The sequence below is a fragment of the Hydrogenophaga sp. PAMC20947 genome, assembly GCF_004795855.1.
In the GTDB taxonomy this organism is placed as follows: Bacteria; Pseudomonadota; Gammaproteobacteria; order Burkholderiales; family Burkholderiaceae_C; genus Hydrogenophaga.
On sequence record NZ_CP039252.1, the window covers coordinates 4,501,183 to 4,515,667 of the forward strand.

Annotated in this window: 13 protein-coding genes; 8 read left to right on the forward strand and 5 right to left on the reverse strand. The window is 63.1% G+C overall.

The window, feature by feature from the left end:
- Nucleotides 1-29: 29 nt before the first annotated feature.
- The 4 genes from E5678_RS20525 to E5678_RS20540 form a co-directional block, all read right to left on the reverse strand.
- Nucleotides 30-860 carry a transglycosylase domain-containing protein gene (locus E5678_RS20525; protein ID WP_136180244.1) on the reverse strand — a complete coding sequence of 277 codons (831 nt, stop codon included), beginning with the start codon at nucleotides 858-860 and terminating at the stop codon, nucleotides 30-32.
- Nucleotides 857-1,726: a TonB C-terminal domain-containing protein gene (locus E5678_RS20530; RefSeq protein ID WP_247596850.1), complete on the reverse strand. Its 870-nt coding sequence runs from the start codon at nucleotides 1,724-1,726 to the stop codon at nucleotides 857-859. Before E5678_RS20530 ends, E5678_RS20525 begins: the two co-directional genes overlap by 4 nt.
- Nucleotides 1,727-1,754: 28 nt before the next feature.
- Complete coding sequence (locus E5678_RS20535) at nucleotides 1,755-3,827, reverse strand: RNB domain-containing ribonuclease (RefSeq protein WP_136180246.1); 2,073 nt, start codon at nucleotides 3,825-3,827, stop codon at nucleotides 1,755-1,757.
- Between the two features lie 121 nt (nucleotides 3,828-3,948).
- Nucleotides 3,949-4,575, reverse strand: a complete 627-nt coding sequence (locus tag E5678_RS20540) for a YqiA/YcfP family alpha/beta fold hydrolase (protein ID WP_136180247.1) — start codon at nucleotides 4,573-4,575, stop codon at nucleotides 3,949-3,951.
- Between the two features lie 58 nt (nucleotides 4,576-4,633).
- On the opposite strand from E5678_RS20540, the gene rodA reads away from it, so the two are divergent.
- The 6 genes from rodA to E5678_RS20570 all read left to right on the forward strand — a co-directional run bounded on the left by rodA (nucleotide 4,634) and on the right by E5678_RS20570 (nucleotide 11,423).
- The gene (gene rodA / locus E5678_RS20545) at nucleotides 4,634-5,788 is read left to right on the forward strand and encodes a rod shape-determining protein RodA (protein WP_136180248.1); all 1,155 of its coding nucleotides are present in this window, start codon (nucleotides 4,634-4,636) and stop codon (nucleotides 5,786-5,788) included.
- A complete protein-coding gene (locus tag E5678_RS20550) occupies nucleotides 5,785-6,741 on the forward strand; it encodes an NAD(P)-dependent oxidoreductase (protein ID WP_136180249.1) in 957 nt (318 codons plus the stop codon). The genes rodA and E5678_RS20550 overlap by 4 nt, the downstream gene beginning before the upstream one ends.
- A 45-nt stretch (nucleotides 6,742-6,786) precedes the next feature.
- Nucleotides 6,787-8,247: a metalloprotease TldD gene (gene tldD / locus E5678_RS20555; RefSeq protein WP_136180250.1), complete on the forward strand. Its 1,461-nt coding sequence runs from the start codon at nucleotides 6,787-6,789 to the stop codon at nucleotides 8,245-8,247.
- A gap of 318 nt (nucleotides 8,248-8,565) precedes the next feature.
- Nucleotides 8,566-9,702 (forward strand): 3-deoxy-7-phosphoheptulonate synthase, encoded by a 1,137-nt coding sequence (locus E5678_RS20560; RefSeq protein ID WP_136180251.1) that lies wholly within the window; start codon nucleotides 8,566-8,568, stop codon nucleotides 9,700-9,702.
- Between the two features lie 184 nt (nucleotides 9,703-9,886).
- Nucleotides 9,887-10,960, forward strand: coding sequence for a hypothetical protein (locus E5678_RS20565; RefSeq protein WP_136180252.1), 1,074 nt, complete (start codon nucleotides 9,887-9,889; stop codon nucleotides 10,958-10,960).
- A gap of 142 nt (nucleotides 10,961-11,102) precedes the next feature.
- Nucleotides 11,103-11,423, forward strand: coding sequence for a hypothetical protein (locus E5678_RS20570; protein WP_136180253.1), 321 nt, complete (start codon nucleotides 11,103-11,105; stop codon nucleotides 11,421-11,423).
- 120 nt (nucleotides 11,424-11,543) lie between these two features.
- Here E5678_RS20570 and mpl read toward each other — a convergent pair whose 3' ends face one another.
- Complete coding sequence (mpl, locus tag E5678_RS20575; RefSeq protein WP_136180254.1) at nucleotides 11,544-13,001, reverse strand: UDP-N-acetylmuramate:L-alanyl-gamma-D-glutamyl-meso-diaminopimelate ligase; 1,458 nt, start codon at nucleotides 12,999-13,001, stop codon at nucleotides 11,544-11,546.
- Nucleotides 13,002-13,085: 84 nt separating this feature from the next.
- On the opposite strand from mpl, the gene E5678_RS20580 reads away from it, so the two are divergent.
- Together E5678_RS20580 and E5678_RS20585 are read left to right on the forward strand one after the other, a co-directional pair.
- Nucleotides 13,086-13,700 (forward strand): hypothetical protein, encoded by a 615-nt coding sequence (locus E5678_RS20580; RefSeq protein ID WP_136180255.1) that lies wholly within the window; start codon nucleotides 13,086-13,088, stop codon nucleotides 13,698-13,700.
- A 173-nt stretch (nucleotides 13,701-13,873) separates the two neighbouring features.
- A complete protein-coding gene (locus E5678_RS20585; protein ID WP_136180256.1) occupies nucleotides 13,874-14,401 on the forward strand; it encodes a TlpA disulfide reductase family protein in 528 nt (175 codons plus the stop codon).
- The last annotated feature ends 84 nt before the right edge of the window (nucleotides 14,402-14,485 follow it).

The following is a 14,485-nucleotide window of genomic DNA, read 5'->3' on the forward strand; positions in this document are numbered from 1 at the left end:
GCTCTGATCTGTGCCGCTGGTGCGGGCGGTCATGGGGCGTCGACGCCGCCCATGCGCGCGACGATGGTGGACGTGCGGCGGGCCAGATAGGACGAACCCTGGCGGGTTTCAAAGAACTTGGGGCTGGGCAGCATCACGGCCAGGCGAGCCGCCTCAGCGGCACCGAGCTGGCTGGCCGACTTCTTGAAGTAGCGCTGGGCAGCCGCCTCGGCGCCAAAAATGCCTTCGCCCCATTCCACATTGTTGAGGTAGATCTCCAGGATGCGCTCTTTGCTGAGCACGGCTTCGAGCGTCAGGGCGAGCATCAGCTCCTGGCCCTTGCGCAGCAGGTTGCGTTCGCCCGACAGGAGCAGGTTTTTGGCCAGTTGCTGGGTGATGGTGGAACCACCGACCACCTTGACCGGTTTTTCGGTGGCTGGCGTGTTCGCGGCCGCTGCTTTGGCCGCCGTCGGGTTCTTTGCAGCCCGGCGGGCCTCGCGCTCGGCGCGCTTGGTGGCCTGTTTTTCGGCGATTTGCTGGCGCCGCTCGTTTTTGGCCCAGGCCGATTCAATCGCATCCCAGTCCACGCCACCGTGTTCGGTGAAGCCAGCGTCTTCCGAGGCCATCACCGCCCGCTTCAGATGCGGACTGATCTTGTCGTAGGGGACCCACTGGGAAGACCAGCGCCACTGGCTGTCGCTGCTGAGGCTTTGCTCCGAAATCCGCCAAGCCTCGGAACGCATGAAAGCGGTACTTTGGGGGTCGATCACCAGCATCATGGCCACACGGGCCACAAAAAACAGCTGCAGCGCGACGCCTGCCAGCAGCACCCACAGCAACCAGCTGCCCAGCGAACGGAGGCGGCTGCGACCGGACTTCATTGGCTGCTCATCTGGGTTTGAAGGCCGGCTTCACGCGTGAACTTGAAGCGGGAGACGACCACGATCTGGTCGGCGCGGCGGCGCATGGCATCGTTGAAGCGGCCGAAGTCCAGGCTCTTGACGATGGCCTGCGCGCGGCGGTCCAATGTCGTGTTTCCAGAGGTTTGAACGACCTCAGAGCTCAGCACCTTGCCTGTGAAGTTCACCGTGATCACCATGGTCAAGGCGCCATAGAGCTTGCGGCCCGCCGCTTCGGGAAAATTGCTGGTGCCTTTGTCTTCAATCTTGCGCCGCAGCTCGTCGTAGTACACCGCGTACACCTCTTCGCGTGTGGCCGGGCTGATGTAGCGTTTGCGGGGACGCGCGTTTTCTTCGTTGATGCGTTTCTCAATTTCAGCCAGCAACTTGACGAGCGCTTGGCGCTGGCGCTCGCGTTCGATCGAGGCTTGGTCGACATTGAGGGCCTGCAGATCGGGCGGCGGCAGATTGGCCAGGCGCTGGCGCACTTGGGTCAGGATCTGGTTTTGCTGTTCCTTGAGCTCCTGGAGGCGGCGCTCTTCCTGGTCTTCCGGTGCATCACCCAGTCGGGCAATGGCCTCTGAGGGCAGCGGTGATGTTGCGCGGCCCTTTTCCGTGTCTCCTCCACCGGCCAGCGAAGCCTGGGCAATCGCTTTGGCCTTGTCCGGGCGCTCATCGCTTTTGGCGTTGACCAGGATCACTTCCAGTGGCGTGTCCTGAAACACCCGGTTGAAATTCTCGGGGTCCACAAAACGCACCGTGAGCAGCAAGGCGTGAACGCCCACCGACACGGCGAGCGCCCACTGCAAAGTGCTGAGTTGTTTGAGGAAGGCCAGAAGCGGTTTCACGCGCGCATTATCCGTGTAAGGCCGGCGGTCAGCCTGCGGCGGCAGGCGCTGCCGCGCTTTCATCGCCGGCCGTTTCGTTGACGTCGATGGCCAGTGCCAGCGGGGTTGAAAGGCCGTCGTCTTCGCCATCTTCGTCGCCGGAGCCATCGCCGTCGTCGGTTTGGGCATCCATCGGCTGATCGATCCGCTCGATCACGGTGCCGGACACCTCCAGCGTGATGTCGTCCACTTGACCCAGGCGCACGCGCACATGGGCACCGCGGGGCAAGCCCTCTGCCCCCATCACGGGCAAGACCAGTGGCAGGGTATCGGCCCGCACGAGGTTGTCCTTGAACAGCGTGGCGGTCAGCTCGCTGATGCCCGCCTGTTCCAGGTGCTTGAGTGTCCAGTAACGTTCCATGCCATTCTGGAAGCCGTTGTAGGCGCTGTGGGCCGCGTCAAATGCGCTGATCACGGCAAACAGGTTGGCGTCTTTCGGCTTGAAGGGTGCGACCAAGGCGGCGGTGTTGCCGTGGCGCGCGCAAGCAATGATCTGCCATTGGTTGACGAGGTCCACATAGCGCCGCAGCGGTGATGTGCTCCAGGCGTAGGCCGGCACCCCGAGTCCAGCGTGGGGTTGCGCTTTGGTGCCCATGCGCACCTTGACACCCGGCGCCATGCTGGCCTGGCTTCGGTAGATGCCGGGAACGCCACAAGACGCCAGCCATTGGCCCCAGGTGCTGTTGGCCAGGATCATGGCCTCGGCCACCATCAGGTCCAGCGGTGCGCCGCGCTGCCGCGTGCCAATGACCACGGTCTCGCTGCCATCGGGCTGATCGCCGACCACACCTTGCAACCGGAAGTTGTAGTCGGGGCGGGTGAAGTTTTCAGGTTTGCCGCGCACCACCTCGCGCTGGGCCTTGAGATGCCGGGCCAACCGGAACAGGAAGGCCAGGTCGGGCTGCAACGCTGCAATCTCTGCGGGCGCTGCTTCTGTTGTCGTTTCACCCGCCAACCAGGCTTCGGTGATCACGGTATCGAGCTGGTCGTGGCGCAAGTTGAGTGTGATGGGCACGCGCTCCAGGGCCGTGCGGCTGTCGGTGACGGCCAGGGTGCTTTCGTCGAGCGTCACGTAAAGGGACACGGCGGGACAGTCCCGCCCGGCCATCAGCGTGTAGGCCTGCACCACCTCGTCGGGCAGCATGGTGATTTTGTGCCCCGGCATGTACACCGTGGACAGGCGGTTGCGTGCCACCTCGTCAATAGGGCTGTCGGGGTCGATCGCCAGGCCGGGGGCCGCGATGTGGATGCCCAGGGTCACCGATCCGCTGCCCAGCCCCTGAACGGAAAGGGCGTCGTCGATTTCCGTGGTGTGGGAGTCGTCGATCGAAAAAGCCTGGGCCGACGCCAAAGGCAGATCGTCTGCGATGACCGGCGCTTGCAGGGCGGGAAAGCCCGTGCCCTTGGGGAACTGGTCAAACAGAAAACGCTGCCAGTGGAACTGGTAGGCGCTGCTGATGGCGCCGGCCCGCTCCAGCAAGGCCAGTGGCGCTGCGTGGCTGTTGCGTGCGGCTTCCACCACGGCTTTGTATTCCGGCGCATTCTTGTCGGGCTTGAACAGGATCTTGTAGAGCTGCTCCCGCACAGGCTCGGGGCATGTTCCGGCCACCAGTTCGGCCGCCCAGGCTTCGATCTGGACTTGCACCTGTTTCTTCTTCTCGATCCCGGCGAGAGCCAGGGCGAGGATGTCTGCGGGGGCCTTTTTGTAACGGCCTTTGCCGGCGCGCCTGAAATAGTGGGGGGCGCCTTGCAGGCAGACCAAGGCCGCCACCTGTTCGGTCGTGGTGGCGTGGTCACTGAAATATTCGTGGGCCAGATCCACAAACCCGAAGTCTTCTTCGGGCGCAAATTCGTAGGCCAGCTCCAGCTCCATGCTGTCGGCCAGCGCGGTGGCTGCGGGCATGAGCTCGGCCGGAGCGGGCTTTTCAAAACGCAGCAGGGCGTTGGCGGCTTTCACCTTTACGCGCTTGCCCGAATCGAGCTCCACCTGCAGTGAACTCTCAGCTTCGGACATGAGGCGGCCGGTCATCAGTTTTCCGGCGTCGTCGAACAAAATGTGCATGTTGGCGATTGTCCCACGGGCCGTCGGAGCACCTTTGGGCGGGCCCGCTTTTTCTGACATTCACCCGGGTTGCCCATCGGGGGCAGGCTTGCCGGATGGACGCTGCGGCGGTTTTCGGGTCTCAGAACACCAGAGCCAGGTAGCGGAACAGGTCGTCCATGTGCCTAGAAAAATCGCTGATGGCGTGGTCTCCCCCGGGCAACAGGCGCACCGTTCCACCTTCGCAGGCGGCCGACATTTCCTCCCAGCTCAGCACTTCGTCGCCTTGGGTGATGAGGGCAAACAGCTGGTCAGGACGATGGGGGCGCTGAAGGGCCTTCTGGCGGATCAGGGTTTCCAGGGCCTCGAGTTCCTGAACATAGCCTGGCTCAAAGAAAAACCGTTCGTCTGGATCGTGCCAGCTGGTTTGCTCGCCGATGTGGTGTGCCAGATCGCGGGATGGCAACACCGCTGGATTCAACAGCGCGGCCCGACATCCGCGCTGCAAGGACAGTGCCCGGGCATAAAAACCGCCCAGGGAAGAGCCGATCACCACCATGCGCTCAGAGGGCCAGGCGGCGGTTTCGGCCTGGATCAGCCGCCAGGCTGCGGCTGGTGAAGGGGGGAGTTGAGGGCAGTGCCAGACCACCTGGGGATGGTCCAGCCGGACGCGCTCGGCCACCTGGCGCGCTTTGACCGACTGCGGCGAAGAGCGGAAGCCGTGGAGATACAACACATGGGAGGTGGATGGGCAGGTGTTCGTGGGCATGGGGCAAGAATAGGTGAAGTGTCCATCGGGTGCCCTGGACCATGGCGATAATCAACCCATGGCAGCCGTCTTTGACAAACCCAACTTGTGGCAACGCATCTTCCCGATCTTTCAGGGTTTTGATGTGCCGTTGGCGATCGCCGTCCTGCTGCTGGCGGGCACCGGCCTGGTCACCATGTACTCCGTGGGTTTTGACCATGGCACGCGTTTCGTGAGCCATGGCCGCAACATGATGCTGGCGGCCGGCGTGCTTTTCCTGGTCGCGCAGGTGCCGCCACAGCGGCTCATGGCGCTTGCAGTCCCCATGTACACGCTGGGTGTGGCGCTGCTGCTGGCGGTGTTCTTTTTTGGGATCGAAAAAAAGGGCGCGCAGCGCTGGTTGAACGTGGGTTTGGTGATTCAGCCCAGCGAGTTGATGAAGGTCGCCATGCCCCTGATGCTGGCCTGGTGGTTTCAGCGCCGGGAAGGGCAGCTCAAGCCCCTCGACTTTGCAGTGGCAGGGGTGTTGCTGGCGGTGCCGGCGGCGCTGGTCCTCAAACAGCCGGACCTGGGCACCACCTTGCTGGTGCTGGCCTCGGGCCTGGCGGTGATTTTTTTCGCAGGCCTGAGCTGGAGGCTGATCATTCCGCCGGTCTTGATTGTCGCGATCGGCATTGGTACGCTGATCGCCATGGAGACTGAATGGTGTGCCCCCAATGTCGACTGGCATGTGCTGCACGAGTACCAGCGCCAGCGGGTTTGCACCTTGCTGGACCCGTCCCAGGATCCCCTGGGCAAAGGATTTCACATCATCCAGGGCATGATCGCCATCGGTTCGGGCGGCGTATGGGGCAAGGGTTTCATGCAGGGAACGCAGACCCACCTGGAATTCATTCCCGAGCGCACCACCGACTTCATTTTCGCCGCTTTTTCTGAAGAATTTGGCCTGGTGGGCACCCTGGCACTCATGGCCGGATTCATCTTTCTGGTGGTTCGCGGACTGATCATCGCGGCAGAAGCGCCTACCTTGTTTGCCCGCCTCCTGGCGGGCGCCATGACGCTCAATATTTTTGTCTACGCCTTTGTCAACATGGGCATGGTGAGCGGCATCCTGCCGGTGGTGGGTGTGCCCTTGCCCTTTATCAGCTATGGAGGTACGGCCATGGTCACACTGGGCGTGGGGCTGGGGGTGTTGATGTCCATTGCCAAATCCAAACGGCTGATGCAGTCATGAGTCTCGACCCCCTCGACCCACCGCTGCACGGCTCGCTGCCTCCTGAAGGCGCGCCGACTGCGGGCACGGTCGCGGTCGTTGGCGCGGGCAACATGGGCGGCGCCATGGTGGCTCGGCTGAGCGAAAAAGGGTGGAAGGTCACGGTATGTGACATCGATTTGACTTGCCAGCGCGCGGCGCGCGCAGCCGGTGCCATGCTGGCCGAAAATCCGGCCCGGGCCGTGGCGTCGTTGCGCCCCGGCGGGGTGTTGATCGTCTGCGTGGTCACGGCGCGCGAAGCGCGTGAAGTGCTGTTCGGCGATTTTGGTGCGGCCAGACACATGCGCTCCGGACAGACCGTGATGCTGTGCCCGACCATCGCACCCGAAGACACCGAGGCGATGGCGGAGCAGCTGGGCTGGAGCGATATCGCCTGCATCGACGCACCCATGTCTGGCGGGCCTGGGCGCGCGCGAGACGGCAGCATGAGCTTGATGCTGGCCGGGTCGGCGCGGGTTCTGGACCGGCACGCCGGTTTGCTGAACGACCTGTCAACCCAGCAATTCCGCGTGAGCGAGCGCGTGGGGGATGGCGCCCGTACCAAGCTGGTCAACAACCTCCTGGCCGGTATCAATCTGGTGGGGGCAGCCGAGGCGTTGGCGCTGGCCGAGCGCCTGGGCCTGCGTCTGGACACCACCCTGGATGTGATCGAGCGTTCCAGTGGGCAAAGCTGGATCGGATCCGACCGCATGCGGCGGGCCATCGCGGGTGACCTGGCGCCACGGGCCCATGTGACTGTGCTGGAAAAAGACACCCGGTTGGCGGTCGAAGCGGCACAGGCCGTTGGCTTTGTTGGGCCGCTGGGCGCGCGAGCCGCCCAGGTTTTCGCGCAGGCCCATGGGGCCGGACTGGCCAAACTCGACGATGCATCTCTGCTGAAATACCTGCGCAGCGGCGGGCAACCACCGCCATAACCACGCGCTCAGCGTGCTGGCCCGGTCCTTCTTACAATGGGACCTATGATTTCACGCGAACCCACCCTGGCCCGTCTGGCCGTTGCCCAAGCCCAGTTGCTTGATCCGTTTGGCCTGACGCCTGCGCATTTGCAGCGCGCGCTGGGCGAAATCATGACGCGCGGAGCGGACGATGCCGACCTGTATTTCCAGACCACCCGCAGCGAAGGCTGGAGCCTGGAAGAGGGCATCGTCAAGACCGGCAGCTTCAGCATCGATCAAGGTGTGGGCGTGCGCGCGGTCAGTGGGGAGAAAACGGCATTTGCCTATTCGGACGATCTTTCCTGGGCTTCGTTGCAGGACGCTGCCCACACGGTGCGGTCCATCGCGGGGCAGGGGCAGGACAAACGGGTCCGCGCCCGTGCGCCCAAGGTTTCGAAATCCCGCTCGCTGTACCCGGGCGTAGACCCGATCGGCACGCTGGACAGCGCGGCCAAAGTGGCTTTGCTGGAAAAAGTGGAAAAAATGGCCAAGGCCAAAGATCCGCGCATCGTGCAGGTCATGGCAGGCATGGCCGCTGAGCACGACGTGGTCCTGATCGCCCGCGCCGATGGCACCATGGCCGCCGACGTGCGTCCGCTGATCCGCTTGTCGGTCACGGTCATCGCCGAGCAAAAAGGCCGCCGCGAGGTGGGTTCGTCGGGCGGTGGTGGGCGCTTTGGCCTGGCCTATTTCGACGACGCCATGGTGCAGTCCTATGTGGACGACGCGGTGAGCAATGCCCTGACAAACCTTGAGGCACGCCCTGCGCCCGCCGGTGAAATGGTGGTGGTGCTGGGTTCGGGATGGCCCGGTATCTTGCTGCACGAAGCCGTGGGCCATGGCCTGGAAGGGGACTTCAACCGCAAGGGTTCGAGTGCATTTTCTGGCAAGATCGGCCAGCGGGTGGCGGCCAAGGGCGTCAACGTGCTGGACGACGGCACGATTGCCGACCGCCGAGGCTCGCTCAATGTGGACGACGAAGGCCACCCGTCGCAGAAAAACGTGCTGATCGAAGACGGCATCTTGCGCGGCTACATCCAGGACGCCATGAATGCGCGCCTGATGGGCGTCAAACCCACCGGCAATGGCCGGCGCGAAAGCTACGCCCATGTGCCCATGCCCCGCATGACCAACACCTACATGACGGGTGGGGACAAGAGCCCCGAGGAAATCGTGGCCAGCATCAAGAAGGGGCTGTACGCCACCAATTTTGGTGGCGGCCAGGTCGATATCACCTCGGGCAAGTTCGTGTTCTCCGCCAGCCAGGCCTACTGGGTGGAAAACGGCCAGATTCAGTACCCTGTCAAGGGCGCCACGCTGGTGGGCAATGGCCCCGATACGCTGACGCGCGTGAGCATGATCGGCAACGACATGAAGCTCGACAGTGGTGTGGGCACCTGCGGCAAAGAGGGCCAGAGCGTGCCAGTGGGCGTGGGGCAGCCTACTTTGCGCATTGACGGTCTGACCGTGGGCGGAACCGTCTGAAGCTTGAGCCCCCACGCTCCGCCGCTGCGCGGGTCGCTGCCCCCCCATTGGGGGCTGATCCGCCTTGGGGCGGCCCGGCGGCGGATCGGGGGCATTGCAAATGGATTGGCAATCCGCCTGTGCTACATTTGTTTCCAATGAAATTGCGCTCAGCTACTTTTGGTTTTTATTTTTGGTTCTCAGTCCCAGGCGGACGAGAGGCGAAGCTGTAAACGCGACACCGAATCTCGATCAAACCGCCGGCTTCCACAGCCAGGCGGTTTTTTTTTGCCTCAGTCCCATTCTTCAATCTGCATTTTTTTGTTTCAGGAGCCCGTGATGAACTCGAAAAATACCGCCACCGTCGCCCCAGATGCCTGGCACCTGCGCCAAGTCGACCGCACCAGCCAGACCGACGACGAACGTATCCAGGACATCACCGTGCTCCCGCCTCCCGAACACCTGATCCGCTTTTTCCCGATCGGGGGGACAGCGGTTGAAACCTTGATCGGCCAGACCCGCCAGCGCATCCACAACATCCTGCAAGGCAAAGACCCGCGTTTGCTGGTCATCATTGGCCCCTGCTCAATTCACGATCCAGCCGCTGCGCTGGACTACGCGCGCCGCCTGAAGCCCCTGCGCGACAAGTACGCGGACACGCTGGAAATCGTGATGCGCGTGTATTTCGAGAAGCCGCGCACCACGGTGGGCTGGAAAGGGCTGATCAACGATCCCTATCTCGACCAGAGCTTCCGCATTGACGAAGGTCTGCGCATCGCGCGCCAGCTGCTGATCGAGATCAATCGGCTCGGTCTGCCCGCAGGCAGCGAGTTCCTGGATGTGATCTCCCCTCAGTACATCGGTGACTTGATTGCCTGGGGCGCCATCGGTGCGCGCACCACCGAAAGCCAGGTCCACCGCGAGCTGGCCTCCGGTTTGTCGGCGCCCATCGGGTTCAAGAACGGTACCGATGGCAACATCAAGATCGCCACCGACGCCATCCAGGCCGCCGCTCGTGGGCACCACTTCCTGTCGGTGCACAAAAACGGCCAGGTGGCCATCGTGCAGACCAACGGCAATCCCGACTGCCACGTGATACTGCGCGGCGGCAAGGCACCCAATTACGATGCAGCCCATGTTGCTGCTGCGGTCAAGGATCTGGAGTCCGCCAAGCTTGCGCCCCGCCTGATGGTGGATTGCAGCCATGCCAACAGCAGCAAGCAACACGAAAGGCAGCTGGAAGTCGCGCGCGATATCGCCGCTCAGATCTCTGCGGGGTCCCGCAGCATCTTTGGCGTGATGATTGAGAGCCATATCGAGGAGGGCGCCCAGAAATTCACGCCAGGAAAAGACTCTCTGGAGGGCTTGACCTACGGCCAGAGCATCACCGACGCTTGTCTCGGTTGGGACCACTCACTGGAGGCTTTGGACGTGTTGTCTTCCGCGGTGCGGGCGGCCCAGACGGCCGCCCGCTGAGTCGCCGCCCATCTCCATGTCGCTGCCAAGGGGCCGCCTGGCTTCTTGGTCTTGTTGAGTCGGGCATGCGATGAGCGCTTGTTGATTGTCCGACCTCTTGCTATTCTTGCGCGCCTGGCGCCGGGGTTGGTTCATCGGGGTGTACAGGGCGGTCGAACAATATCAATAAAAGGCGGAGACGGTAGTGGAACAGCCGATGTTGCGTCTGGGTTTGTTGGGGTTTTCGGATCCGGCTGGCCTGCGCCTGCAGGCTTGGGCGACCCACGCCCGTGAAGGATGGCCCTTGTGGAGCTGCTGTGATCCGCACCTGGCCGACGCCTGGATGATCAACGGGCATTCGGTTGAAGTGCAGGACCGCGACTCGGTGGTCATTCGCCACCCTCTGGACGGTGACGACTGCTTGCAGCTCAACCGCGCTGAGGTCGATCGCCCGCTGGCGTTTGCACAGCCGCTGCCCCAAGGGTTTGCTTCTGCCGAGTTCTTTGACGCCGACGACGAGGCGAGCGTGCGCCAGCGTCTTCAGCGTTTCGAGGCCTGGCTCCGACCGTTGCGCAGCCAGTTTGCCCTGGGTGCTGAAGTGCTCCAGCGCGTTGGTCAGTTTGATGGTGTGGTGCATGTGCAGCGCGAAGGCCGTTTGCTGGCCGTGATCGATTTTTCGCGCTGGTATGCGGGTCTGCTGGTGCCCGCCAGACCGGTTGACATCGCCATGGCCGAATGGGTGCCGGTGAAGCAGGCGACGGAAGGCATTCCGCCGTCGTTCATGCGCCTGCCCCTGCACCGGGTGATGTGGACCTACGCGGTGCGCACGTCCCGCGATGTCTTGCCCGAACGTTACCGCAGGAAGTCCATGTACCTGCGGCGCGTTCCGCAAGTACCCGCTCGTTGGTTCAGTGAAGACCACCTGGAGATCATGCGTGAGCTTCTGACGAACCCCGCAGATTTTGATGATTTGTCGGCGCGAACCGGTATTCATCCTGAGCTACTTGCCCGCCATCTTTCTGTCCTGTACCACGCGGGCGGCCTGACGACAGATTCGGAAAGCGCGCGCAGGGCCGATGCGATCACGCGGCGCGCCATGGCCTTGTTGCGATTCGATCAAAGGGACGATGCGACTGATTTCAGGGATGCAGCCCAGAGTCAAAATACCCGACCCCCTTCCAGCATCTTGCGTGAGGCTTTCCATTCGCCGCTTCGGGTATCAGGTTTCCAGGACCGGCCCGACAAGGGCGGCAGCGGCACCGAACGCCTGGCGGGCTGAAGGCGCAAAGATCCTTGACAGCGGTCTGGGCCTTCGGTTCAGGTGGCGTCGGAGAAGCCGGATTTTGTGATCAGGCCGGCCGGCAGGGCACAATGGCGTCTGACCCCATACCCCCGACCCCATTTTTCAAGGAGTTGATCGCATGCGCAGCCAAGTCGCCGTGACCTGGAACGATTCCAGAACCTACCGCATTGATCTGGAGGAGGTGCAGCCCATACCGCACGAGCAGGCCCGCGTATGGCTGGATCAGCAATTCACCGAGCTGGACTGCGAACCGATCCGCCAGAGTGGGAAAGTGCTGACCGCTGACAAAGTACTTTGCGTGGCTCAGGCGGCCGGCGAAAAACACTTTCGCGATGCAGAACACCGCGAGTGGGCGATTTCGTTCGCCCGTGCGGCCAGTGCAGCCTTGGCCAAGCCCGTGGTCACGGTGGACTTGACCACCATGTCCATCGGTTACTGAACCCATTTGCATTCAAAGCGATCGCTGCGTAGTTGGACGTTGTCGTGCGCCAGCACTGTCTGCGGCTTCTCACCTTGCGCTCACTTTGAAGACTAACCGGTCAGGGTCAATTGTCGGGGTTCAAGCCTGGCCGCCCAAGGCTTTGAGCAGCAGCGCATGGATGCCCCCGAAACCGCCGTTGCTCATGCAAACGATGTGATCGCCGTCTTGCGCGGCAGCCACCACCTGGGCCACCAGCTCGCCGATCTGGTGAGCGACCTGGGCGCGGTCACCGAGCTCAGCCAAGGCTTCTGAGGCACTCCAGTCCAGTCCACCGGTGTGGCAGAAGGCCAGGTCGGCCGATGCCAGGCTCCAGGGCAACTGGGCTTTCATGTTGCCCAGCTTCATCGTGTTGCTGCGAGGCTCGAACACCGCGAGGATGCGCCTCCTGGGTCCGCTCTCCTGGTCCAGCCGTCGGCGCAGTCCGTCCAGCGTGGTGCGGATCGCCGTGGGGTGGTGGGCAAAGTCGTCGTACACGGTGATGGGGCCGCCTGGGCGGGCCACGGTGCCGCGCACCTCCATGCGCCTGCGCACGTTTTCGAACTGGCCCAAAGCATCGGCTGCCATTGCGGGAGACACCCCGACATGATCGGCTGCGGCGATAGCCGCGAGGGCATTGAGCTGGTTGTGGGTGCCCGTCAGCGACCAGTCCACACGGCCAACGCGCACGCCCTGGTGCAAGACATCGAACGCGTGGGGCTCGCCCGAGGCCGTGAAGTCGCTCACCGCAGCCCCGAAGCTGCGCACTTCGCTCCACAAGCCTTGGTGCAAGACGCGTTCCAGGCTGTCTTCCACTCCATTGACGACGATTCGCCCCGAGCTGGGCACGGTGCGCACCAGGTGGTGGAACTGGCGTTCGATGGCGGCAAGGTCGTCAAAGATATCGGCGTGGTCAAACTCAAGGTTGTTGAGGATGGCTGTTCTGGGCCGGTAGTGCACAAATTTGCTGCGTTTGTCGAAAAAAGCGGTGTCGTATTCGTCCGCCTCGATGACAAAGAGAGGCCCCCGCGCTCCGCTGCTGCGCCCGGTTGATACACCTGTTTCACCGAGGCTGGGGTGGTGTGCACCCAAGCGGGCCGAGACGCCAAAGTTCATGGGGACGCCGCCCACCAGGAAGCCGGGTCGCAGACCGGCGGTTTCCAGGATCCAGGTCAGCATGGCGGTGGTGGTTGTTTTGCCATGGGTTCCGGCCACGGCCATGACATGGCACCCTTGCAAGACATGTTCTGCCAGCCATTGCGGTCCGCTGGTGTAGCGGGCGCCGCTGTCCAGAATGGCTTCCATCAGGGGGAATTTGGGCGTGCCGTCGGGTCGGCGGGCACGGCTCACCACATTGCCCACCACAAACATGTCGGGATTCAAGGCCATCTGGTCGGCGTCAAACCCTTCGATGAGGTCGATGCCCAGTGCGCGCAACTGGTCGCTCATCGGGGGGTAAACGCCTGCGTCACAGCCGGTAACGCGGTGGCCCGCTTCACGGGCCAATGCAGCCAGTCCGCCCATGAAGGTGCCACAAATGCCCAGAATATGTATATGCATCCGGCGATTCTAGGCGCCCGTGGACCCATGGGGTTTTACTTCGCGCGCCGCCAGCCTGCGGTGCGTCAGAGGCACAATCAGGGCATGGACATACACGGATCCGATCTGCAGGTCGAAGTGGCGGCGGTGGCCGCACGGCTGGTGGTGGACGAAGGGCTGGACTACGGCGGCGCCAAGCGCCAAGCGGTCAAGCTGCTGGGCCTGGGGCCACGCACGCCATTGCCCAGTGCGGCTGTGATGGATGCCGCTGTGCGCGAGCACATTGCCATTTTTTGCGGCGATACCCAGCCTGTGGAATTGCTGGCGCTGCGGGAGTTGGCCCTGGTCTGGCTGGATCGCCTGGCCGAGTTCACGCCTTTTGTGGGAGGCGCTGTGTGGCATGGCACCGCGACCCGCCACAGCGACGTCTATATTCAGTTGTTTTGTGAAGATCCCAAGGTGGCCGAATGGCGGTTGATCGACCGGGGAGTGGATTACCTGGTGAGCACCGTTCATGGCTGGAAGGGCGAGCCGGTGGACGCCTTGAGTCTTCGGGTACGCTGTGAGCCGCTGGCGCAATGGGTACAGGTGCACTTGATGGTCTACGACCGGGACGATGTCCGTGGTGCACTCAAGCCGGATGCACAGGGCCGCAAGCCGCGAGGGGATGCACAGGCATTGCGTGGGATGTTGGTCGCTGGTGGTTCGGAGTCCATCTAAATGGCGCTGTGGACCGTTCAGATGTTGCCCCGATTCGGGTGGGCTGCCTCAAACCCCTTGGGACGCTTCACTCACGGCGGGCGACGGGTTCCCCGGTGGACCGTCTTTGATGGTCCAGTTTCTTATTTTGTTCGCGCTGTCTGGCCCTTCTTCAAGCGGTATTCGAGTTCCAAATGACCCCATCTCACCACCGACGAGTTTTTCTGGGCGTGGCCGCCGCGGCAGCCGCTGCCGGCGCTGGTGTTGCCTGGTGGCGCCACGAACCGCAGCCCGTTTTGTCTGAAGCAGAGCAGATGTTCTGGGGGATGGCGCTGGAAGACCCTCAGGGGCAGCCGTTCACACTGGCCGCCATGCGGGGGCAGCCTTTGCTGGTGAACTTTTGGGCAACCTGGTGTCCCCCCTGTGTGGAGGAGTTGCCTTTGCTGAATCGATTCTTCAAAGCGCAGGCGGCTCGAGGTTGGCACGTGTTGGGGCTGGCCGTGGACCAGCCTAAAGCGGTTCAGGCCTTCCTGAAGAAGCTGCCGCTGGACTTCCCGGTGGGGATGGCGGGACTGGCTGGCACGGAGTTGAGCCGCGCGCTGGGCAACCCCAACGGCGGGCTGCCCTACACCGTCGTGATGGACCGCGCGGGCGTGGTGCGGCACCAGAAGGTGGGCAAGGTCAGCGAATCCGACCTGGAAGCGTGGGCAGAGGGCGTCTGACAGCGCGCTTTGAGGGGCGTGGCCGTGTCTTGGTGATATGGGTCAGGCAGTTTGGATAAACTGACGGCATCCGGCGCAATAAAA